Source organism: Mycobacterium arosiense ATCC BAA-1401 = DSM 45069 (assembly GCF_002086125.1).
GTDB lineage: Bacteria > Actinomycetota > Actinomycetes > Mycobacteriales > Mycobacteriaceae > Mycobacterium > Mycobacterium arosiense.
Genome location: NZ_MVHG01000006.1, coordinates 1 through 20,941 on the forward strand (window position 1 = coordinate 1; position 20,941 = coordinate 20,941).

19 protein-coding genes and 3 pseudogenes are annotated in these 20,941 nt (G+C 70.2%); 15 read left to right on the forward strand and 7 right to left on the reverse strand.

Annotated features, from left to right (window positions below; all coding sequences use genetic code 11):
- The 3 genes and pseudogenes from BST14_RS04270 to BST14_RS04280 all read left to right on the forward strand — a co-directional run.
- Nucleotides 1-254 (forward strand): annotated as a pseudogene (locus BST14_RS04270) (LLM class flavin-dependent oxidoreductase); the annotation flags it as partial.
- 6 nt (nt 255-260) lie between these two features.
- On the forward strand, nt 261-1,607 hold the full coding sequence (locus tag BST14_RS04275) for an MFS transporter (protein WP_083063354.1): 1,347 nt from the start codon (nt 261-263) through the stop codon (nt 1,605-1,607).
- Nucleotides 1,608-1,649: 42 nt separating this feature from the next.
- The gene (locus BST14_RS04280; RefSeq protein ID WP_083063355.1) at nt 1,650-3,008 is read left to right on the forward strand and encodes an amino acid permease; all 1,359 of its coding nucleotides are present in this window, start codon (nt 1,650-1,652) and stop codon (nt 3,006-3,008) included.
- A gap of 6 nt (nt 3,009-3,014) precedes the next feature.
- Here the strand turns inward: BST14_RS04280 and BST14_RS30715 are convergent.
- Nucleotides 3,015-3,923: pseudogene (locus BST14_RS30715) on the reverse strand (SDR family oxidoreductase); the annotation flags it as partial.
- A 58-nt stretch (nt 3,924-3,981) separates the two neighbouring features.
- Nucleotides 3,982-4,185 (reverse strand): annotated as a pseudogene (locus BST14_RS32590) (hypothetical protein); the annotation flags it as partial.
- Nucleotides 4,186-4,219: 34 nt separating this feature from the next.
- Here BST14_RS32590 and BST14_RS30725 point away from each other — a divergent pair.
- Entirely contained in the window at nt 4,220-4,453 is a 234-nt protein-coding gene (locus BST14_RS30725) for a hypothetical protein (RefSeq protein ID WP_245845297.1), read from the forward strand.
- A gap of 237 nt (nt 4,454-4,690) precedes the next feature.
- Here BST14_RS30725 and BST14_RS04290 read toward each other — a convergent pair whose 3' ends face one another.
- Nucleotides 4,691-5,086, reverse strand: a complete 396-nt coding sequence (locus tag BST14_RS04290; RefSeq protein ID WP_083063356.1) for a nitroreductase family deazaflavin-dependent oxidoreductase — start codon at nt 5,084-5,086, stop codon at nt 4,691-4,693.
- Nucleotides 5,087-5,207: 121 nt separating this feature from the next.
- Here BST14_RS04290 and hemL point away from each other — a divergent pair, with 121 nt between their 5' ends.
- The 7 genes from hemL to BST14_RS04325 all read left to right on the forward strand — a co-directional run bounded on the left by hemL (nt 5,208) and on the right by BST14_RS04325 (nt 12,731).
- The gene (gene hemL, locus BST14_RS04295) at nt 5,208-6,557 is read left to right on the forward strand and encodes a glutamate-1-semialdehyde 2,1-aminomutase (protein WP_083063357.1); all 1,350 of its coding nucleotides are present in this window, start codon (nt 5,208-5,210) and stop codon (nt 6,555-6,557) included.
- Entirely contained in the window at nt 6,557-7,165 is a 609-nt protein-coding gene (locus BST14_RS04300) for a histidine phosphatase family protein (protein WP_083063358.1), read from the forward strand. Before hemL ends, BST14_RS04300 begins: the two co-directional genes overlap by 1 nt.
- A gap of 20 nt (nt 7,166-7,185) precedes the next feature.
- Nucleotides 7,186-7,806: a TlpA family protein disulfide reductase gene (locus BST14_RS04305; RefSeq protein ID WP_083063450.1), complete on the forward strand. Its 621-nt coding sequence runs from the start codon at nt 7,186-7,188 to the stop codon at nt 7,804-7,806.
- Complete coding sequence (locus tag BST14_RS04310) at nt 7,803-8,582, forward strand: cytochrome c biogenesis CcdA family protein (protein ID WP_083063359.1); 780 nt, start codon at nt 7,803-7,805, stop codon at nt 8,580-8,582. Before BST14_RS04305 ends, BST14_RS04310 begins: the two co-directional genes overlap by 4 nt.
- Nucleotides 8,583-8,704: 122 nt before the next feature.
- Nucleotides 8,705-10,366, forward strand: a complete 1,662-nt coding sequence (locus BST14_RS04315; RefSeq protein ID WP_083063451.1) for a cytochrome c biogenesis protein ResB — start codon at nt 8,705-8,707, stop codon at nt 10,364-10,366.
- Nucleotides 10,363-11,358 (forward strand): c-type cytochrome biogenesis protein CcsB, encoded by a 996-nt coding sequence (gene ccsB / locus BST14_RS04320; RefSeq protein WP_083063360.1) that lies wholly within the window; start codon nt 10,363-10,365, stop codon nt 11,356-11,358. Before BST14_RS04315 ends, ccsB begins: the two co-directional genes overlap by 4 nt.
- Before the next feature lie 62 nt (nt 11,359-11,420).
- Nucleotides 11,421-12,731, forward strand: coding sequence for a MinD/ParA family ATP-binding protein (locus tag BST14_RS04325; RefSeq protein ID WP_083063361.1), 1,311 nt, complete (start codon nt 11,421-11,423; stop codon nt 12,729-12,731).
- 56 nt (nt 12,732-12,787) lie between these two features.
- Here the strand turns inward: BST14_RS04325 and BST14_RS29350 are convergent, their stop codons facing one another.
- Complete coding sequence (locus BST14_RS29350; RefSeq protein ID WP_142279263.1) at nt 12,788-12,940, reverse strand: hypothetical protein; 153 nt, start codon at nt 12,938-12,940, stop codon at nt 12,788-12,790.
- 46 nt (nt 12,941-12,986) lie between these two features.
- Here BST14_RS29350 and BST14_RS04330 point away from each other — a divergent pair, with 46 nt between their 5' ends.
- A complete protein-coding gene (locus BST14_RS04330) occupies nt 12,987-13,391 on the forward strand; it encodes a DUF4229 domain-containing protein (protein ID WP_083063362.1) in 405 nt (134 codons plus the stop codon).
- Here the strand turns inward: BST14_RS04330 and BST14_RS04335 are convergent.
- Together BST14_RS04335 and BST14_RS04340 are read right to left on the reverse strand one after the other, a co-directional pair.
- Nucleotides 13,388-14,395, reverse strand: a complete 1,008-nt coding sequence (locus tag BST14_RS04335; RefSeq protein ID WP_083063363.1) for a beta-ketoacyl-ACP synthase III — start codon at nt 14,393-14,395, stop codon at nt 13,388-13,390. The genes BST14_RS04330 and BST14_RS04335 overlap by 4 nt on opposite strands.
- 97 nt (nt 14,396-14,492) lie before the next feature.
- Complete coding sequence (locus BST14_RS04340) at nt 14,493-15,365, reverse strand: 1,4-dihydroxy-2-naphthoate polyprenyltransferase (protein WP_083063452.1); 873 nt, start codon at nt 15,363-15,365, stop codon at nt 14,493-14,495.
- 83 nt (nt 15,366-15,448) lie between these two features.
- Between BST14_RS04340 and BST14_RS04345 the strand changes: the two genes are divergently transcribed.
- Both BST14_RS04345 and BST14_RS04350 read left to right on the forward strand, forming a co-directional pair.
- Nucleotides 15,449-16,225, forward strand: a complete 777-nt coding sequence (locus BST14_RS04345) for an S-methyl-5'-thioadenosine phosphorylase (RefSeq protein WP_245845298.1) — start codon at nt 15,449-15,451, stop codon at nt 16,223-16,225.
- Nucleotides 16,222-17,250 carry an NAD-dependent epimerase/dehydratase family protein gene (locus tag BST14_RS04350; RefSeq protein ID WP_083063364.1) on the forward strand — a complete coding sequence of 343 codons (1,029 nt, stop codon included), beginning with the start codon at nt 16,222-16,224 and terminating at the stop codon, nt 17,248-17,250. The genes BST14_RS04345 and BST14_RS04350 overlap by 4 nt, the downstream gene beginning before the upstream one ends.
- 3 nt (nt 17,251-17,253) lie before the next feature.
- Here the strand turns inward: BST14_RS04350 and BST14_RS04355 are convergent, their stop codons facing one another.
- Nucleotides 17,254-18,975 (reverse strand): DUF7937 domain-containing protein, encoded by a 1,722-nt coding sequence (locus BST14_RS04355; protein ID WP_083063365.1) that lies wholly within the window; start codon nt 18,973-18,975, stop codon nt 17,254-17,256.
- Nucleotides 18,976-19,281: 306 nt separating this feature from the next.
- Between BST14_RS04355 and BST14_RS04360 the strand changes: the two genes are divergently transcribed.
- Nucleotides 19,282-20,940, forward strand: a complete 1,659-nt coding sequence (locus BST14_RS04360) for a DUF7159 family protein (RefSeq protein ID WP_083063366.1) — start codon at nt 19,282-19,284, stop codon at nt 20,938-20,940.
- Nucleotide 20,941: the final 1 nt, after the last annotated feature.

The window sequence follows — 20,941 nt, forward strand, 5'->3', positions numbered from 1 at the left end:
GGGTGGGACTGGTCCGCGGGGGGGCGGGCACCGCCCTGGTCGGCTCGCACGCCGAGGTCGCCGAACGGCTGGCCGAATACGCCAAATTGGGCATCTCGCACTTCATCTTGTCGGGGTATCCGCATCTGGAAGAGGCTTACTGGTTCGGCGAGGGGGTGCTGCCGATTCTGGAGCGGATGGGATTGTGGCGCCACCCCAACCGCCGTTCGCACCCGGTCGCGGGAACGCCGTTCGCGGTCGCCTCGGCGCACTGAGGCGCCATGGCAGTCACCCTGCCCGCGTCCGCACCCGCCGGCCGTGCGCCCGACGCGGTCGACGAATCCGCCGCGCAGCGGCGCCGGCGGTTGCGCGTTGTGGTCGCGGCGAGCCTGCTGGGCACCACGGTCGAGTGGTACGACTTCTTCCTGTACGCCACCGCAGCGGGCCTGGTGTTCAACAAGGTGTTCTTTCCCAACGAGAGTTCTTTGGTGGGAACGCTTTTGGCATTCGCGACCTTCGCCGTGGGGTTCGTCATGCGGCCCATCGGCGGGCTGGTGTTCGGCCACATCGGCGACCGGATCGGCCGCAAACGCAGCCTGGCGTTGACCATGCTCATCATGGGTGGCGCGACGGCGCTGATCGGGGCATTGCCGACGGCCGCCCAGATCGGGGCGTGGGCGCCGGTCCTGCTGCTCCTCCTGCGGGTGCTGCAGGGTTTCGCGCTCGGCGGTGAGTGGGGCGGGGCGGTGCTGCTGGCCGTCGAACACAGTCCCGCCGACCGGCGCGGCCGCTACGGGGCGATCCCGCAAGTGGGATTGGCATTGGGTCTAGCCCTGGGCACCGGCGTGTTCGCCTTCTTACAGGTCGCCTTGGGCCAGACGCGGTTTCTGTCCTACGGCTGGCGCATCGGCTTTGTGTTGAGCGTGCTGCTGGTGGCGATCGGGGTCGTGGTGCGGCTACGGGTCGAAGAGACCCCGGCTTTTCGTGAATTGGGTGACCTCCGGGCGGCGTCCACCGTGCCCATCCGCGACATCATCCGCGAACCCCGATCCCGACGAAACACGTTGCTGGGGCTACTGTCTCGCTGGGCGGAGGGCTCGGCCTTCAACACCTGGGGCGTCTTCGCGATCAGTTACGCCACCGGTGCCCTGGGCTTGAACAAGGTCTCGGTTCTGATCGTGGTGACCGTCGCCGCCCTGTTGATGGCGGTGCTGTTGCCAGTATCGGGGGCATTGGCCGACCGGTACGGCGCACGCCGGGTGTACCTGGTCGGTGTGGCCCTCTACGGCGCGGCGGCCTTTCCGGCGTTCGCCTTGTTCGGCACCAGGAACCTGATCTGGTTCGGGCTGGCGATGGTCCTCGTGTTCGGCGTCGTGCACGCGCTGTTCTACGGCGCCCAAGGCACCCTGTACTCGTCGCTGTATCCAACCGGCACCCGCTACACCGGTTTGTCGTTCGTCTACCAGTTCTCGGGCGTGTACGCGTCCGGGGTGACGCCGATGATTCTCACCTCGCTGATCGCGGCCGCCGGCGGCGCGCCGTGGCTGGCCTGTGGGTATCTGGTCGCGTCGGCGGTGATCAGCGTGATCGCGACGGCCCTGATCCGCGATCGGGACCTCCATTTGTAAGTCGTCGTTGCTGCGGGCCGCGAAGCCCGCTAGCGTCCGGGCATGCCTAGCAATCCGCAACTGCGTCAAGGACTGTCGCAACGGCAGCTGCGCATGATCGCCCTGGGCGGCGTGATCGGCGCCGGCTTGTTCGTCGGATCCGGAGTGGTGATCGAAAACACCGGCCCGGCCGCGTTCCTCACCTACGCGCTATGCGGCCTGCTCATCGTGCTGGTGATGCGGATGTTGGGCGAGATGGCGGCGGCCAACCCCTCGACCGGATCGTTCGCCGACTATGCGGCCCAGGCGCTGGGCGGCTGGGCGGGCTTCTCGGTCGCGTGGCTGTATTGGTACTTCTGGGTGATCGTGGTGGGCTTCGAGGCGGTTGCCGGCGGCAAGGTCCTCAACTACTGGTTCCACGCACCGCTATGGCTGCTGTCGCTGTGCCTGATGGTGTTGATGACGGCGACAAACCTGTTCTCGGTGTCGTCGTTCGGCGAATTCGAATTCTGGTTCGCCGGAATCAAAGTCGCGACCATCGTGATCTTTCTCGTCGTGGGCATCGCGTACGTCCTGGGCTTGGTGCCGGGCCATCACGGCGGTCTTGCCAATCTGGGATCGCACAGCGGGTTCTTTCCCCACGGCGTCGGGGCGGTGTTCGCCGCCATCGTCGTGGTGATCTTCTCCATGGTGGGCGCCGAGATCGTCACCGTCGCCGCCGCGGAAAGCCGCGACCCCGAGCTCGCGGTCCGGAAGGCGACCCGATCGGTGGTGGCCCGCATCGGCATCTTCTTCGTCGGCTCGGTCTTTTTGCTCGTGGCGCTGTTGCCCTGGGACTCCGTGGAACTCGGTGCCTCGCCGTACGTGGCCGCGCTCAAACACATGGGGCTTGGCGGCGCAGATCAGGTGATGAATGCGGTGGTGCTGACCGCGGTGCTGTCCTGCCTGAACTCCGGTCTGTACACCGCGTCGCGCATGTTGTTCGTGCTCGCCGAGCGGGGCGAGGCGCCGACGCGGTTGATCGGATTGAGCGGACGCGGCGTCCCCCATGTCGCGATCCTGTGCTCGTCGGCGGTCGGATTCGGATGCGTCGTCATGGCGCGGGTCGCGCCGAACACGGTGTTTTTGTTCCTGCTCAATTCGTCGGGAGCCGTCATCTTGTTCGTCTACTGGCTGATCGCGTGCTCGCAGATCATCTTGCGGCGCCGCACGCCCGCCGAGAAACTAACGGTGAAAATGTGGTGCTACCCGATGCTGTCGATCTTCACGCTGGCCGCGATCACCGCCGTGCTGGTGCAAATGGCATTCGACCACGCGGCGCGCAGCCAGCTATGGCTCAGCCTACTGTCCTGGGCGGTGGTGATCGGGCTGTACCTGATTGCCCGCTCCCGCGGCCGCATCCGGATCTCGTCGCAAGGCTGAGGCCCGCTATCCGGCGCGCGCGCCGGTGTGACTGCGCAGCAGACCGAGCCGCTGCAAGTCGGTGACATATTTGTCGATCAACGCCTTGGTCACGTGCGGCACGTCGTTGTCGCTGCCGATCCCCGCGGATTGCACTGCTGCACGGAACTTTTCGGCCGGCATGCCGGTGCCCTGTGTCGGCTGACCGGGCTTCGCGTAGGCGCTCATCAGCGGCAGCAGCGAGTTCTTGCGCTGGTTGTCGGGCAGCGCCCGCATCGCCTCGGTGAACCGGGCCAGCCACTGCTGATAATCGTCGACGCGCTCGATCCTGTGCCCGCCCGCGATGAGCCAGTCGACGAACGTGTCCAGGGAAATGCCGTCGTCGTGGGTGTTGAGCACGTTGTAGGTGTGGTACCCCTGCCGGGCGCGCGCCCCGAGGGTGGCGATGGCCTCCGCGGTGAAATCGGCCGGCAGCCCGTCGTAATGGGCGCGCTGCGGATCGCCGGACGCGTCGAGCTCGTCGAGGGACCGCGACGGGCTCGCCGAGCGGACGTCGACGTCTTCGCCGAAGAAATTGCCGTCGGGCAGCGTGGTCACCGCCACGGTGGAGATGTAGTTGATCGGCTTGAGCCGCTTGGTGATCGCGAGCTTGATTATCTCCGCGGTGCCCACCACGTTGGGGCCGAACAGCTGGCTGTAGGGCAGCACGTGGTTGACCAGGGCGGCCGAATGCACCACGAGGTCGACGGTCTCGGCCAGTCGTTCGTAGGTGGGCGTGTCCAGGCCGAGGTTGGGCGCTCCCACGTCACCGACGAGCACCCGCAGGTGCTGGTCGGCCAATTGCCGGAAGCGCCCGGACAATTCGGCGTCTCCGCTGTCGATCGCGGCTTCGATGCGCTGGCGTCCGGCGGTCGGGTCGGCGCCGCGGGCCAGGCATCTCTTGCCGCAGTTCGGCTTTCACCGCCTCGTCGAGCTGCTTGCCGGAAAGCTCACCGCCGAAGCGCTGATCGAGCTCTCGGCGGTAACGCCGAAAGAACATGTCGCACACCCGCGGAACCAGGTTCAGGGCCGTGGGCCCGACCAGGCCGATGTCGTCGAACAGGGTGGACATGTCGCTCTTGGCGGCGAAGTAGCCGATGCCCCCGGAGGACAGGGTGGCGATCAGCCACTCCAACCCGTACACGTGCGACAGCGGCATGTATTGCAGGTGGATCGCCGGGATCGGCCTGCCGATGTCCACCGACGGACTGTGCGGCCGCCGCGACCCGCTTTCCGAGCTCGCGGCAGGTGATGGTGTCGAAGCCGGACAGCAGGGTGTTCACCGCGCGGCCCGTCGCCGGATCGCGGATCACCTCGCAGCAGCGCTGCCCCAGCGCGGGCCGGTCGGCATAGCCGCCCAGATAGGTGTCGACGACCTCGGCCAGCCGCAGTCCCGGCCGATGCGCGGCGCCGGTTACCTCCGGTGACGACGCGGCGGCGCGAAACTGCGTCGTTGGCGTAGAGCTGCTCGACGCGCTCGGTCAGTCGCTGTTCGCGGCCGGAGTCGGCGACGGTTTCGGTCATCGGCGGCTTCCTCTCATCCGTATGCCGGTGCCGTATACCCGGCTTGGCTGCGCCCAGTCAGCGCGTCGGGCGGTCGCAGGCGTCGGCACCCAGGACCACCGGACGCTCCACAATTTTGGTGATTCGCATCACCTCCCGCCTCAGGAGGTGCGATCGAGCAGCAGCACTTCCTCGAACGGCATCCGTGCGAACAGCACGCGCCCCGCGCCCGTCACGTATTTCGCCGCCTCGGTCTTGCTCACCACGCGCGGACCGGCGATGCCAAACGTCTTGGCGCTGCGGCGCAATCGCGCACCTCCGGCGGCCTCGATGTTTTTCAACCAGTCCCGATCGGGGCCGTAGGCCAGCGGGATCGCCACGCCGGGCTTGCCGTCGACGCTGGTGAGGAACGAGTTGACCGGGGTGCGGTACGGCTTGCCGGAGCGCCGCCCGACATGCTCGACGATCGCGAACCCCGGCAGCCAACCAGCCCACATTCGCTGAATGGGATTGGTGACGTGGCGGTTGAACCGGGCGAGGCGTTCTGGAAATCGCATATCGCCATCCAACTCGCGGCCACCGGGCCGAGACAACCCGCTTTCTCCCGCCGCCCTCTCATACCACGTTCTGCTACACCCTGTAGTGGAAAGGCTCGCGCGGGCTGGGACACTAGTCGTCATGGGAAGCAGTGATCAGGCGACCGCGCACGCCACCGGGGCCCGTCGGGCCACCGCGGCGTCGGCCCGGTTGTTCGACGACGCCTGCGCCGTCATTCCCGGTGGGGTGAACTCTCCGGTCCGCGCGTTCACCGCCGTGGGCGGAACGCCGCCGTTCATCACGCAGGCGCGCGGGTGCCTGCTGACCGACGCCGACGGCAACCGCTACGTCGACCTGGTGTGCTCGTGGGGCCCGATGATCCTGGGACACGCGCACCCGGCCGTCGTCGAGGCGGTGGCACAGGCGGCCGCGTCGGGTCTGTCGTTCGGGGCGCCCACCCCGGCCGAGAGTGAGCTGGCTGCCGAGATGATCTCGCGGGTGGCACCGGTCGAACGGATCCGGCTGGTCAACTCCGGCACCGAGGCCACCATGAGTGCGGTGCGGTTGGCCCGCGGCTGCACCGGCCGGGCCAAGGTAATCAAGTTTTCCGGCTGCTACCACGGCCACGTCGACGCGTTGCTGGCGGACGCGGGCTCCGGGGTGGCGACACTGGGCCTGCCGTCCTCGCCTGGAGTCACCGGTGCGACGGCGGCCGACACAATCGTGTTGCCCTACAACGACATCGACGCCGTGCGGCAGACCTTCGCCCGGTTCGGCGACCAGATCGCGGCGGTGATCACCGAGGCCAGCCCCGGCAACATGGGCGTGGTCCCACCCGCGCCCGGCTACAACGCGGCACTGCGCGCGATCACCGCCGAGCACGGCGCGCTGCTGATCATCGACGAGGTGATGACCGGCTTCCGGGTCAGCCGAAGCGGTTGGTATGGAATCGATCCCGTCGACGCCGACCTGTTCACCTTCGGCAAGGTGATGAGCGGCGGGCTGCCGGCCGCCGCGTTCGGCGGGCGCGCCGAGGTGATGGAGCGGCTGGCGCCGCTGGGACCGGTCTATCAGGCCGGCACCCTGTCGGGTAACCCGGTGGCGATGGCCGCCGGGCTGGCCACCCTGCGCAACGCCGACGCCGCCGCCTACGCCAGGCTGGACGGCAACGCCGATCGCCTGGCCGGGATGTTCTCCGACGCCCTGACGAATGCCGGTGTGGCGCACCAGATTCCGCGCGCCGGCAACATGCTCGGTGTGTTCTTCTCCGAGACACCGGTGACGGACTTCGCGTCCGCGCGGGCCACCCAGACCTGGCGTTATCCGCCGTTCTTCCATGCCTTGCTGGACGCGGGTGTGTACCCGCCGTGCAGCGCCTTCGAGGCCTGGTTCGTCTCGACCGCGCTGGACGACGCCGCGTTCGACCGCATCGCCGACGCCCTGCCCGCCGCGGCCAGGGCCGCCGCGCAAGCCGAGGGGAGTGAGCCCTGATGGCCGAGCACACCCGGGTGCACGTCGTGCGGCACGGCGAGGTGTACAACCCGAGCGGCATCCTCTACGGCAGGCTGCCCGGCTTCCACCTCTCCGACAACGGCCGCGCGCAAGCGGCCGCCGTGGCGGATGCGCTGGCCGACCGCGACATCGTGGCGGTGATCGCCTCGCCGCTGCAACGGGCCCAGGAGACCGCCGCGCCCATCGCCGCCAGACACGGGTTGGCCGTGGACACCGATCCGGACCTGATCGAATCGACCAACTTCTTCCAGGGCCGCCGCGTCAGCCCCGGCGACGGCGCCTGGCGCGACCCGCGGGTGTGGTGGCAGCTCCGCAACCCGTTCCGGCCGTCCTGGGGTGAGCCGTACGCCGAGATCGCGGCCCGGATGCAGACGGCGGTCGACAAGGCCCGCGCCCGTGGCGCCGGCCACGAGGTGGTGTGCGTCAGCCACCAGCTCCCGGTGTGGACGCTGCGGCTGCACGTGACCGGCCGGCGGCTGTGGCACGACCCGCGGCGGCGCCAGTGCGGGCTCGCGTCGGTGACCACCCTGGTCTACGACGGCGACCGGCTGGCCGGCGTCGAGTACAGCGAACCGGCGGCGCGTTGATCGGCTGGGCAAGACAGGCGATTTCCGGGGCCGTGCTGGCGGCGCTGCTGTCGGCCCTGCTCGCCGGCTGTTCCTCGGGCCACGACGCCGTCGCCCAGGGCGGGACCTTCGAATTCGTCTCGCCCGGCGGCAAGACCGACATCTACTACGACCCGCCGTCCGACCGCGGCCGCCCCGGATCGCTGTCCGGGCCTGACCTGGCCGACCCCGCGCACACGCTGTCGCTGGATGACCCGATCTTCGCGGGCCGGGTCGTGGTCATCAACATCTGGGGGCAGTGGTGCGGCCCGTGCCGCGCCGAGGTCACCCAGCTGCAGCAGGTGTATGACGCCACCCGCGACGGGGTGTCCTTCCTCGGCATCGACGTCCGGGACAACAACCGGCGGGCGGCAATGGACTTCGTCAACGACCGACGGGTGACGTTTCCGTCCATCTACGACCCGGCGATGCGCACGCTGATCGCGTTCGGCGGCAAATACCCCACCACCGTGATCCCGTCCACGCTGGTCCTGGACCGCCAGCACCGCGTCGCGGCGGTCTTCCTGCGCGAACTGCTGGCCACCGACCTGCGGCCGGTGGTGCAGCGGCTCGCGGGCGAGGCGGCACCCACCCCGGCCAAGGCGGGGCCGGCACAGCAATGACCGGATTCACCCAGATCGCCGCCGCCGGACCGCTCCTGCTGGCCCTCGGCGTGTGCCTGCTCGCGGGGCTGGTGTCCTTCGCCTCGCCGTGCGTGGTGCCGCTGGTGCCCGGCTATCTGTCCTATCTGGCCGCGGTGGTCGGCGTCGACGAACAGCCGCCGGCGGGTGCCGTCAAAGCGCCGCCGTCCGCCCGGTGGCGGGTCGCGGGGTCCGCGGCGTTGTTCGTCGCCGGGTTCACCACGGTGTTCGTGCTCGGCACCGTCGCCGTCCTCGGCATGACGACCACGCTGATCACCAACCAACTGCTGCTGCAGCGGGCCGGGGGAGTGCTGACCATCGTCATGGGCCTGGTGTTCGTGGGCCTCATCCCGGCCCTGCAACGCCAGGTTCGGTTCAGTCCGCGGCAGCTGACGACGGTCGCCGGCGCGCCGGTGCTGGGCGCGGTTTTCGCGTTGGGCTGGACGCCGTGCCTGGGCCCGACGCTGGCCGGCGTGATCACCGTCGCCTCGGCCACCGACGGCGCCAGCGTGGCGCGCGGAATCGTGTTGGTGATCGCTTACTGCCTGGGGCTGGGCATCCCATTCGTGCTGCTGGCCTTCGGCTCGGCGGGCGCGGTCGGCGGGCTGGGCCGGCTGCGCCGGCACACTCGGACCATCCAGATCTTCGGTGGTGTGCTGCTGATCGCGGTCGGCGCACTGTTGGTCACCGGGGTGTGGAACGACTTCGTCTCCTGGCTGCGCGACGCGTTCGTGTCCGACGTGAGGTTGCCGATTTGAGCGCCCCGGTAGAGCGGCGAGCAGACGCAGAATCGCACGAAAAAGCCCCTCCCAGTGCGATTCTGCGTCTGCTCGCGGCACTTGGCGCGCGGGTGCGCAACACCTGGCGCGCGCTGACCTCGATGGGCACCGCGCTGGTGCTGTTGTTCCTGCTGGCCCTCGGTGCGATCCCGGGGGCGCTGCTGCCCCAGCGCAGCCTCAACGCCGGCAAGGTCGACGACTACCTGAAGGCGCACCCGGTGATCGGCCCGTGGCTGGATCGGTTGCAAGCCTTCAACGTCTTCTCCAGCTTCTGGTTCACCGCCATCTACGTGCTACTGTTCGTGTCCCTGGTCGGCTGCCTCACCCCGCGGATGATCGAACACGTCCGCAGCCTGCGGTCCACCCCGGTGGCCGCCCCGCGCAACCTGGCCCGGCTGCCCAAGTACTCGCAGCAGCAGATCCGGGCCGGCGCCGACGAGCTGAACGCGCTGGCGAACGCGATCACCGCGCGGCTGCGCGGCTGGCGCACCGCCATCCGGCACCGGGACGCCACCGAGCAGGGCGGCGCGGACATCGTGGAAGTGTCCGCGGAGAAGGGCTACCTGCGCGAATTCGGCAACATCGTCTTCCACTTCTCCTTACTGGGTCTGCTGGTGGCGGTGGCCGTGGGCAAGTTGTTCGGCTACGAGGGCAACGTCATCGTTATCGCCGACGGCGGACCCGGCTTCTGCTCGGCCTCGCCGGCCGCGTTCGACTCGTTTAGGGCCGGCAACACCGTCGACGGCACCTCGCTGCACCCGCTGTGCATCCGGGTCGACGACTTCACGGCGCGCTACCTGCCCTCGGGGCAGGCCACCTCGTTCGCCGCGCACGTCGACTACCAGTCCGGCGACGATCTGAACGCCAACCGGTGGCGGCACTACCAGCTGGAGGTCAACCACCCGCTGCGGCTCGGCGGTGACCGGGTGTACCTGCAGGGGCACGGCTACGCGCCCACCTTCAGCATCACCTTCCCGGACGGGCAGATCCGCACGGCGACCATGCAGTGGCGGCCCGACAACCCGCAGACCCTGCTCTCGTCGGGCGTGGTGCGCATCGATCCGCCCGCCGGCAGCTATCCCAACGCCTCCGAACGCCGCAACCACGAGATCGCCATCCAGGGCCTGCTGGCGCCGACCGAGCAGCTGGACGGCATGCTGCTGTCGTCGCGCTTCCCGGCCCTGGACGCCCCGGCGGTGGCCGTCGACATCTACCGCGGCGACACCGGGCTGGACACCGGGCGGCCCCAGTCGCTGTTCACCCTGGATCCCCGCCTGATCGAGCAGCACCGGTTGGCCAAGGAGAAGCGGGTCAATCTGCGTGCGGGACAGTCGGTGCGGATCGACCAGGGGCCGGCGGCGGGCACGGTGATCCGCTTCGACGGCGCCGTGCCGTTCGTCAACCTGCAGGTCTCCCACGACCCCGGCCAGACCTGGGTGCTGGTCTTCGCCATCACCATGATGGCCGGCCTGGTGGTGTCGCTGCTGGTGCGCCGCCGCAGGGTGTGGGTCCGTCTGACGCCCGACGCCGGCGGGTCGGCAGGTACGGTGAACGTCGAACTGGGCGGCCTGGCGCGCACCGACAACTCCGGTTGGGGTGACGAGTTCGAGCGACTGTCCGAGCGGCTGTCCCCCGCAAGCGGGTGGTACCCCCGAACCGGGTCGTCAGCCCCCGGCGCCGCGACGGCCGCGACGCCCACCGCGTCGGACGGTGACGCGACACCCGCAGCGTCCAAAAGGAGTTCTGAGGTGGACGTCAAATGAATACGGTGCACGTCAATATCGAGCTGGCGCGCTACTCCGACTGGGCGTTCACGTCCGCGGTGGTCGCTTTGGTGATCGCCCTGCTGTTACTGGCCTTCGAGCTGGCCTATGTAGGGGCCCGAGTAGGGGCCCGAGCCGGGGGGCAGCGCGCCCGGGTGCTTGCCGGTGCCGTCAGCGCCGACTCCGCCACCCCCGGGGTGGTGGAAGAGGCAACCCGGCGCCCGCTCGACGAGCGCGTCGGTCGGGCCGGGCTGGCCGTGGTGTACCTGGGCATCGGCCTGCTGCTGGGCTGCCTGGTGCTGCGCGGGCTGGCCACCCTGCGGGTGCCGTGGGGCAACATGTACGAATTCATCAACCTGACCTGCCTGTGCGGGTTGGTCGCCGGGGCGGTCGTGCTGCGCCGCCCGCAATACCGGCCGCTGTGGGTCTTCTTGCTGCTGCCGGTGCTGATCCTGCTGACGGTGTCGGGTCGCTGGCTGTACACCAATGCCGCGCCGGTAATGCCCGCGCTGCAGTCCTACTGGCTGCCGATCCACGTGTCGGTGGTCAGCCTGGGGTCGGGGGTGTTCCTGGTCGCCGGCATCGCCAGCATTCTGTTCCTGCTGCGCACGTCGCCGCTGGCAGACCCCGAACGCGGCACGCACAGCACGCTGAGCCGGCTGGTGCAGCGATTCCCCGACGCGCAGACGCTGGACCGCATCGCCTATCGGACGACGATTTTCGCTTTTCCGGTGTTCGGCTTCGGCGTCATTTTCGGGGCAATTTGGGCCGAAGAAGCCTGGGGCCGCTATTGGGGCTGGGACCCCAAGGAGACGGTGTCGTTTGTGGCCTGGGTCATTTACGCCGCCTACTTGCATGCCAGGTCGACCGCGGGCTGGCGGGACAGGAAAGCCGCGTGGATCAATGTGGCGGGATTTGTGGCCATGGTCTTCAACCTGTTCTTCGTTAACCTGGTCACTGTCGGTCTGCATTCTTATGCGGGCGTCGGGTGACGGTGCACAACCGGCCCGAATAGAAAACTGAACGGGAAAAGCGCACAACAAGGGGGAGTGCAGTGACCGAGCATCCAACGACGGGCGTTGGGGCGCCCGAACAACCGACCACGCAGATACCCCCGCAGACGCCGCAGGCGGCGGAGCAGCAGGACGCTCCCCCACCGCAGGCCGAGTCCGGCGGTGACGCCCCCACCCGCGCCTTCGCCGGATTCCGCACCGAACGCCGCGTCCCCGGCCCCGAACGCCAGCCCGCGGCGCCGCCCACGGCGCCCAGGCCGGGCGGAATGCCGCCCTGGGACCCCACGCCGATGACCGGCATCCCACGCGTGGACCCCACGGCGTACGGCGCCTACTACGCCGGCCCGGACGCGCCGCCCACCCAGATCCAAGCGCCCCCGCAGCAGCGTCCGGAGCACCTGCCGCACACGCCCTATCCGGAACTGTCCACGGGCATGTTGCTGCGGCCGGTCGCGCCACCGCCGTCCGACGGATGGCGGCTGCTGCTGTTCAAGCTCTCCGGCGGGCTGATCAACCTGGGCGAGAGCCCACGGGCGGCCCGGCACAACAACCTGGTCGCCCAGGTGAACCGGCCGCTGCGGGGCTCCTACCGGGTGGCGTTTCTGTCGCTGAAGGGCGGCGTCGGCAAGACCACGATCGCCGCGACGCTGGGCGCCACCTTCGCGTCCATCCGCGGTGACCGGGTGGTGGCCGTGGACGCCAACCCCGACCGCGGCACGCTGAGCCAGAAGATTCCGCTGGAGACCGCCGCGACGGTGCGCCAGCTGCTGCACGACGCCGGAACCATCGAGCGCTACAGCGACGTGCGCCGCTACACCTCCAAGGGGCCGAGCGGCCTGGAGGTGTTGGCGTCCGAGACGGACCCCGCCATATCGGAAGCGTTCAGCGCGAAGGACTACGAGCGGATCCTGGACATCCTGGAACGGTTCTACGCCCTGGTGCTCACGGACTGCGGGCCCGGGCTGCTGCACTCGGTGATGGGCTCGGTGCTGCAGAAGGCGGACGCGCTCGTCGTGGTGAGCTCGGCGTCCATCGACGGCGCCCGCAGCGCCTCGGCGACGCTGGACTGGCTGGACGCCCACGGCCACGAGAACCTGGTCCGCAATTCCATCGCGGTCATCAACGGTGTGAAGCCACGCTCGGGCAAGGTCGACATGAACAAGGTGATCGACCACTTCTCCCGGCGCTGCCGCGCGGTCCAGCTGGTGCCGTTCGACCCGCACCTCGAGGAGGGTGCCGAGATCGAACTGGACCGGCTGCGGCGCGGAACGCGCGAAGCGCTCACCGAGCTGGCCGCCATCGTCGCCGACGGGTTCCCCGGCGACCAGCACAACCCGGGAGTGCTGGGCTGATACTGGCGGCGGTTGCAAGCGGGCGAAGCGGGGCGCGGGGGGCCGCCGCGATCGAGCTAGCGCGGGTTGTCACCCAACCGCCGCAAGAAATCCGGATCGTCGTCGGGCCCGATGACGCGCGTCTTCGGCCGGTGGGCCTGCGATCGCGCCGCACGCCAGCCAACGTAGATCAGCGTCCCCAAAATCACGACGAGCAGCAGGTAGAGCACGCAACACCTCCTTTGGGCGAATATACCCGCGCCGTAGGCTCACCCTGTGTCACACGAAGCTAGCGACGACAGCACCGCGAACGCGCCGAGCCCCGCCGCGAACGACGGCGCGGCGCCACGCCCCGAAAACCGCGTCGTTGCGCCCGTGTTGGCGTACATGGCGGCGCGGGTGCTGCTGGCGGCGGCGCTCACCGGCGTCATCTGCGGGATCGCGCGCTTGGCGGGCATCACCCAGTTCCCGATCGTGGTGGCCGTGCTGTTCGCGCTGATCATCGCGATGCCGCTGGGCATCTGGGTGTTCGCCCCGCTGCGTCGGCGCGCCACCGCGGCGCTGGCGATCGCCGGGGAACGACGCCGCCGCGAGCGCGACCTGCTGCAGGCCCGGCTGCACGGGGACGCCCCGGACGGGGGCGCCGACGAGGGCGGTGAGCAAGAATCAGGGCGCGGCTAGCCATTCGGTAGCCGCACGACCTGCGCGGCATAGCTCAGGCCGGCGCCGTAGCCGAGCAGCAGGGCCAGGTCGCCGGCCTTGGCCGCCCCGGTCGTGAGCAGTTCGGCCATCGCCAGGGGGATGGACGCCGCCGAGGTGTTTCCGGTGTGCTCGATGTCGTTGGCCACGACCGCATCCGGGCGCAGATCGAGGCTCTTGGCCAACACCTCGTTGATCCGGCTGTTGGCCTGATGCGGCAGGAAGACGTCGATCTCGTCGGGCCGCACGCCCGCCGCGTCCATGGCCTGGCGCCCGACTTTGCCCATCTCGAATGCCGCCCACCGGAACACCGCGCTGCCTTCGAGCCTCAAGTACGGGCGCTCACCGGTGCGGTTGTCCAGGAAGTCGATCCATTCGATGTCCTGGCGGATGGCGGTGGCCTGCGCGCCGTCGCTGCCCCAGATGGTGGGGCCGATGCGCTGGTCGGGCGTCTCGCCCACCACCACTCCGGCCGCGCCGTCGGCGAAGATGAAGCAGTTGCTGCGGTCCGTCATGTCCACCGTCGGGGACAGCTTCTCCGAGCCGAGCACCAGTACCTTGGCGGCGGTCCCGGCGCGGACCATGTCGGCGGCCACCCCGAGCGCGTAGCCGAAGCCGGCGCACCCGGCTGAGACGTCGAACGCGGGCACGCCGCCCGCACCCACCGCGGTCGCCACCGCCGGCGCGCACGCGGGGGTCTGCGTGAAATGGGTGCTGGTGGCGACGATGACGCAATCGATGTCGGCCGGCGCCAGCGACGCCTTGGCGATGGCCTCCAGCCCGGCCGTTGTCGCCATCGACGTGACGGACTCGTCGCGCCTGGCGAACCGGCGGGTCTTGATTCCGGTTCGCGAAAAGATCCACTCGTCGGACGAGTCGATGTTCTCGCAGAGCTCGTCGTTGGTGACCACCCGCTCGGGGCGGTATGACCCCACACTGAGCAAGCCGACGTTTTTGGGCCCGCTGGTCGCGGCAATCTTGTTCATTGCGGTCCTCCGCTGTCGCCGAGCAGACGCAAAGGTACCCCAGAAGCGCCGGGCTCGGAGGTCTTTGCGTGCACTGTGGGTAACCCTTCCGCGGTCGTTAGGTAGTCACCGTCAACGCCGTCGCGACCGCGAACGCCCACACCACCATCGCCAGCCCCGTGTCGCGCAGTACCGGGATCAGGCCGGGCCCGCCGCGGCCCGAGCGCACCGGGGTCGCCGCGCGCAAAGCCAGCGGTGTGGCCACCAATCCGACGGCGCACCACGGTGCCGCCGGCATGAGCGCCAGGGTCAGCACCCCGGCGGTCCCCAGCAACGCCTGGTACAGGATCCGGGTCCGGGCATCCCCCAGCCGCACCGCAGAGGTGACCTTTCCGGAGCGGGCGTCGGTCGGGATATCCCGCAGGTTGTTGGCCACCAGCACCGACGACGACAGCGCCCCGATCGACACCGCCAGCACCAGGCCCACCCAGTCCACCCGCAGCGCCTGGGTGTACTGGGTGCCCAGCACGGCGACGAGCCCAAAGAACAGGAACACGGCGACCTCGCCGAAACCGGCGTAGCCGTACGGTTTCGACCCGCCGGTGTACAACCACGCCCCGGCGATGCAGGCCGCACCCACCGCGATCAGCCACGGTGCGCTGTAGAGCGCGAGCGCCAGCCCGGCGAGCGCGCCGACGGTCAGGCTGGCGACCGCGGCGGCCAGCACCGCGCGCGGCGCCGCCAGCCGCGAGCCGACCAGGCGCACCGGGCCGGCCCGGTCGTCGTCGGTGCCGCGGATGCCGTCCGAGTAGTCGTTGGCGTAGTTGACGCCGATGGTCAGCGCCAGCGCGACGGTCAGCGCCAGCAACGCCTTCCACCACACCGCGGATCCCAGCCATGCCGCCGCTCCGGTGCCAGCCACCACCGGTGCCACCGCGTTGGGCAACGTCCGCGGCCGCGCGCCCGAAATCCACTGCCGGAAGTTGGCCACCCGACCATCCTGCCAGGACGCGGGCCTGCGGACCGCCGGCCGCACCGGCGATGACCGAAGACGTCATGCACCACAATGGTCGGATGCTCGGAGTCATCGGTGGCAGCGGCTTTTACACCTTCTTCGGATCCGACGCCCGCGACGTCACCGTCGACACTCCGTACGGTTCGCCCAGCGCGCCGGTCACCGTCGGCGCCGTCGGCGACCACGAGGTGGCCTTCCTGCCCCGCCACGGCCTCAAGCACGAATTCTCCGCGCACACCGTGCCGTATCGGGCCAACGTGTGGGCGCTGCGCAAGCTCGGCGTGCGGCGCGTGCTCGCGCCGTGCGCCGTCGGCAGTCTGCGACCCGAACTCGGCCCGGGCGCCGTCGTGGTGCCCGACCAACTCGTCGACCGCACCCGCGGCCGCCCCGACACCTACTTCGACTCCGGAGGCATCCACGTCGACTTCGCCGACCCGTACTGCCCGGCGCTGCGCGACGCGGTGACCGGCCTGCCCGACGTAATCGACGGCGGCACCATCGTGGTGATCCAGGGTCCGCGCTTTTCCACCCGCGCCGAAAGCCGGTGGTTCGCCTCGGCCGGTTTCTCGCTGGTCAACATGACCGGCTATCCGGAGGCGGTGCTCGCACGCGAACTCGAAATGTGCTACGCGGCAATCGCTTTGGTGACTGACCTGGACGCCGGGGTGAGCGCTGGCGAGGGTGTGAGGGCCGTCGACGTGTTCGCCCAATTCGAGAGGAACGTCGAAGCGTTCAAGACGCTGGTGCGCCAGGCCATCGCCCGGATCGCCGCCGACCGCAGCTGCACGCACTGCCTGCCGCACGCTGGCGTCACCTTGCCCATCGAGCTGCCGTGAGGGTGCTGCTGACCGGGGCGGCCGGCTTCATCGGTTCGCGGGTCGACGCGGCCCTGCGGGCGGCGGGACACGAGGTGGTCGCCGTCGACGCTCTGCTGCCCGCCGCGCACGGCCCGAACCCGGTGCTGCCGCGGGGATGTCACCGCGTCGACGTGCGTGACGCCGATGCGCTGGCACCCCTGCTGGCGGGCGTGGACGTGGTGTGTCACCAGGCGGCGATGGTGGGTGCGGGCGTGGACGCCGCCGACGCCCCCGCCTACGGCGGCCACAACGACCTGGCCACCACGGTCTTGTTGGCGCAGATGTTCGCCGCGGGGGTGCGCCGCCTGGTGCTGGCCTCATCGATGGTGGTGTACGGGCAGGGGGCCTATCACTGCCGGCGGCACGGGCCGGTGGATCCGCTGCCGCGGCGGCGCGCCGACCTGGACGCCGGGGCCTTCGAGCACCGTTGCCCCATCGCCGGGGAGGAACTGCACTGGCGCCTGGTCGACGAGGATGCCTGCCTGCGGCCGCGAAGCCTGTACGCCGCCAGCAAGACCGCCCAGGAGCATTACGCGCTGGCCTGGGCCGAGGCCACCGGCGGCTCGGTGGTGGCGCTGCGCTACCACAATGTCTACGGTCCCGGCATGCCGCGCGACACCCCCTACTCCGGGGTAGCGGCCATCTTCCGGTCGGCGCTGGAAAAAGGCGATCCGCCAAGGGTTTTCGAGGACGGCGGCCAGATGCGCGACTTCGTCCATGTCGACGACGTGGCCGCCGCCAACGTCGCGGCCACCCAGCCACGCGAGGGTTTCACCGCATTCAATGTCTGCTCGGGGCAACCCATTTCGATTCTGGAAGTGGCCGGTGCGCTGTGCGACGCGCGCGGCGGTTCGGTGTCCCCGGTGGTCACCGGGCAGTATCGCAGCGGCGACGTGCGCCACATCGTCGCCGACCCGTCCCGGGCCGCCGAGGTGCTGGGTTTCCGTGCGGCCGTCGCACCGGGGGACGGGCTGCGCGACTTCGCGTTCGCGCCGCTTCGGTGACCGCTATCCCTGCGGGGGACGGTAGATCTGCGGCTTCTGCGCGGCGATCTGGCGCGTTCCGGTGTCGTCGCCGCGGAAGATCCTGGGCGCGCCCGCCAGCGGGGGTATCTCGGCGGTCGGCGGCTCGTGGTCCGCACCGGGTGCGCCGCCGGGCATGCGGGTGGTCGCCACGGCCGACGGCCCGGCGCCCTGGGCGACGGGGACCCGAGTGGTCGGCGCCGCCGCGTTCGCCGCGGCGGCGCGCCTGCGGGCGGCGCGGCGGGCCAGCCGCCGACCGCTCAGCTGCCCGGTGACGATGGCGGCCGCCATGATGCTCAGCGCCAGCCAGCACAGCGTCACGTCGAAGACGCTGGTGATCTGCTGGGCCAGGTTGTTGCCGTAGACCGGGTGCAGCGCAGGAGAATTGGGCGAGTCCGCGAACCGCGGCGCCAACTCGACGCCCACGATCACGCGGGCGACGCTGAGCGCGGCGACGAGTCCGCACAGCGAGGTGACCATGCGCGGCGACAGGGTGGCCAGCCTGCGGCGCAGCCAGAGCGCGAGGGCCGCGGTGGCCAGATCGAACGCGGCCTGCACGATGCTGTTGTACCGGGAGAACGGGTAGTTCAGGATCACCCCGACCACCAGGTCGGTGATCCGCATCGCCACCGAACCCACGCACCAAACGGCGATGAGCAGCAAGCCATTTCGGATCGCGGCGCGCCACGCGGATTCCTCCGTCGGTGAAGCGTCGCGGTGCCCCAACAGCGCCCGCGGCGCGAACAGCGCCGCGCCGGTCACCCACGCCAGGTAACCCTCGAACCCGACGCCGGCGGTCGACGTGTTCTGCGCGATGCCGTGGAACGCGTCGATGTCACGACCGGCGGGCAGGAACCACACCAGGATCCCGGCGGCCAGCGTCGACGCTCCCAGCGCGACCGTCGTCAGCCGGCTTTCGCGGGTGCTGCGCAGCAGCCACCTGGAGGCGACCAGGACCGCGACCAGCGCCACCACGCCGTACACCACGGCGGTCACGATCACGGCGATGTTCTGCTTGCCGAAATCCTGCGCGCCGCCGGTGCTTTGCAGCGCGTACCGCACCCGCCAGTACAGGTTGAAGCCGAAGCTGAGCACCGCCGCGAGCATGGACAGCGCGCCGATGACCCGCGCCGACCTGGTCCAGCCGGTGGACTCGTCGCCCGCCGGAACCGGTCCGGCGAGTGCGCCCGCCGGCACGGCCTGGGCGCTGAGCAGCGCGCCGGCGACCCCGGCCCACGCCCCCGGGCCGACGCCGCCGGGCACGGTGACCGTGCCGCCGAAACGGACGGTCTCGTACGCGTCGAACACCACGAAGCCGAGCACCAGCAGCAGGTAAGGGACGTTGAGCCCCAGGCGAAGCCGGGCGGAACGGGCCGGGTTGCACCGCGCGCCGGCCGAGCGCCAGGAACCGGCCAGGGCGACCGAGGCGATGGCCAGCACCGTCACCGCGATCAGCACCGCGGTCAGGGTCGCGCTGCTGTTAGGGATTCCCACACCGAAGTAGAGGTTCCACGGCAAGAACAGCGCGAGGATCAGCAGGGCCACCGCGGCCAGGTCGCCGGCGACGTGCCGGTGCCGCTTGGTCTCCGCGGGAGCCGGCCCGCCGCCGCCCGTTGCGTGTGGGCGGATGATGCGGGTGGCCGGTGCCGGGTGAGCCTGCCCGCGGATGGGGCCGGTAGGCGTGTCGTCACTGCTCTGGCTCACCATGCCCCCAGGGATTCAAGGACCGATATTCGTGGCGCAGTTTCGGGTGTCCGGCGGGGGCTTACCCTGCCGAGCCAGGTGCACTGCTCGCTTGCGAACATATTCTCCGTTCGGGTGCCGTGGCAGTGGCTGGGACCGGCTGCTGAGCGGAGATGATTCCGCGGCGAGGCGTCCTGTCGTTCGAAAAGCTGGTTACGCTGCGCTAGTAGGCGAAGCTTGTCGCCTGGCTGGCTGACACTGCCAACGGTAGCAAGTGTAGTGATGCCGGACATGCTGGTTGCGGGGTAGCCGGGGTGAAGGAGAAGCGGGATGGACGTCGTTTTGGGGGTCGCCGTCACCGGCCCCGTCGCCCGCCTGGCGCTCGTCGGGGCCGGCGCGCAGGGTGAGGTGATCGACCAATCCGTCGTCGACCTCGCTGACAATCCGATCGGAACTCTGACCGAGACGGTGGTGGGCACGAATCGGCTGCTGGCCGACGAGAACCACCGGCTCCTCGGCACCCGAGTGTGCTGGACCGACCACCCGGCCGCCGACCGGCTGCGGCGGGCGCTGGAGGATTCCGGCGTCCACAACGTGGCGGTGCTCTCCGAATCGCAGGCGGTGGCCGCCCTGATGCGCGCGGCCGGCCGGCCCGGCGCGGCGCTGGTGATGGACGACGCGACGGCAACGCTGTCGATGGTGGGTTCCGGCGACGGCGATCCGGACGCGCCGCCGACCGTGCTGGCCACCCAACGGCTGGCCGACGCCCCCGGCGGCGACGCGACCGCCGCGTTCCACACCATGATGGCGAACCTCGGCGGGCACCCGGACGCACCGCAGGACGTGTATCTGCTCGGCGCCTCGCCGGAGCTGAACCGGGTCGCCGACGAGCTTCGCGACGGTTCGACCATGCGCGTGCAGGTCGCCGAGGACCCCACCTTTGCGCTGGCGCGCGGCGCGGCCATCGCCGCCGCTCCGGCGCTCGCGGCGGGGGACGCGACGGCCCTGGCGCCCGCGGTCGGGCCGACCGGCGATGAGACCGCGATGGCCCCGGCGTTCGGGGATGCCACCGCCATGGCGCCCGCGGCCGGGCCCGCGGGGGACGAGACGGCCGTCGTGCCGGCAGCGGAGTTCGCCGATCCGAACGCCGAAGACCAGCAGCTGGCCTATTCGATGGCCGATGACGGCGAGCAGTATCCGGGCGAATTCGACGAGTACGACCCCGAACTCGACGACTACGAGTACGGCGACGTCGACGAGGCCGAGGCCAAGCTGTCGCGGCGATCGTTGGTGATCGGCAACGCCGTCGTCGCCTTCGCCGTCATCGGATTGGCCTCGCTGGCCACCGCGATCGCGGTCGCCGTAGAGCCCACCGCCAGCCGGCAGCCGGTGGTGGGGGTGCAGAACGGCACCCCGGGCAAGTTCATGCCGATCCTGCCGAGCCAGCAGCAGGCGCCGCTGCCGCCGCCCCCCGCCGATGCGCCCAACGCCGGGTTCCAGGGCGGCACCGTCCCGGCCCCGAACAACCCGGTGCCGCAACAGGTCGCGCCGCCGTCGGGAGGCGGCGTGCCGGCCGGTCCGGTCCCCGAGGCCCCGGCCAACCCCGGCGTCGTGCCCAATCCCGACCCTGGCTGGGCGCCCCGCCCCAATCCCATTGTCCCGGTTCCTATTCCGATCCCCATCCCGATCCCGGGGTGGGGGCACAACTACCCGCCTTACACACCCCCGACGACGACCTTTTCGCCGCCGAGCACCACCTACGAGCCGCCGACGACCACGTATTCCCCTCCGACGACCACGTATTCCCCTCCGGCGACCACGTATTCACCGCCGAGCACCACCCACGCGCCGCCGACGACGACATATGCACCGCCAAGCACCAAGGTGACCACCCAGGCGCCGGCCCCGACCCACACCCAGCAGACGATGCCGCCGACGCATTCGCAGCCAATGTTCCCGCAGCAGCCGCACCCCCACCGCGGGTTCTGAG

Coding starts and splice junctions, on each gene's coding strand:
- hemL (WP_083063357.1), top strand. CDS start 5,208: ATGGGAAGCAGTGATCAGGCGACCGCGCACGCCACCGGGGCCCGTCGG.
- BST14_RS04335 (WP_083063363.1), bottom strand. CDS start 14,395: ATGAACAAGATTGCCGCGACCAGCGGGCCCAAAAACGTCGGCTTGCTC.
- BST14_RS04360 (WP_083063366.1), top strand. CDS start 19,282: ATGGACGTCGTTTTGGGGGTCGCCGTCACCGGCCCCGTCGCCCGCCTG.
- BST14_RS04345 (WP_245845298.1), top strand. CDS start 15,449: ATGCTCGGAGTCATCGGTGGCAGCGGCTTTTACACCTTCTTCGGATCC.
- BST14_RS04275 (WP_083063354.1), top strand. CDS start 261: ATGGCAGTCACCCTGCCCGCGTCCGCACCCGCCGGCCGTGCGCCCGAC.
- ccsB (WP_083063360.1), top strand. CDS start 10,363: ATGAATACGGTGCACGTCAATATCGAGCTGGCGCGCTACTCCGACTGG.
- BST14_RS04300 (WP_083063358.1), top strand. CDS start 6,557: ATGGCCGAGCACACCCGGGTGCACGTCGTGCGGCACGGCGAGGTGTAC.
- BST14_RS04355 (WP_083063365.1), bottom strand. CDS start 18,975: ATGGTGAGCCAGAGCAGTGACGACACGCCTACCGGCCCCATCCGCGGG.
- BST14_RS04310 (WP_083063359.1), top strand. CDS start 7,803: ATGACCGGATTCACCCAGATCGCCGCCGCCGGACCGCTCCTGCTGGCC.
- BST14_RS04290 (WP_083063356.1), bottom strand. CDS start 5,086: ATGCGATTTCCAGAACGCCTCGCCCGGTTCAACCGCCACGTCACCAAT.
- BST14_RS04315 (WP_083063451.1), top strand. CDS start 8,705: ATGGGCACCGCGCTGGTGCTGTTGTTCCTGCTGGCCCTCGGTGCGATC.
- BST14_RS04280 (WP_083063355.1), top strand. CDS start 1,650: ATGCCTAGCAATCCGCAACTGCGTCAAGGACTGTCGCAACGGCAGCTG.
- BST14_RS30725 (WP_245845297.1), top strand. CDS start 4,220: ATGTCCACCGACGGACTGTGCGGCCGCCGCGACCCGCTTTCCGAGCTC.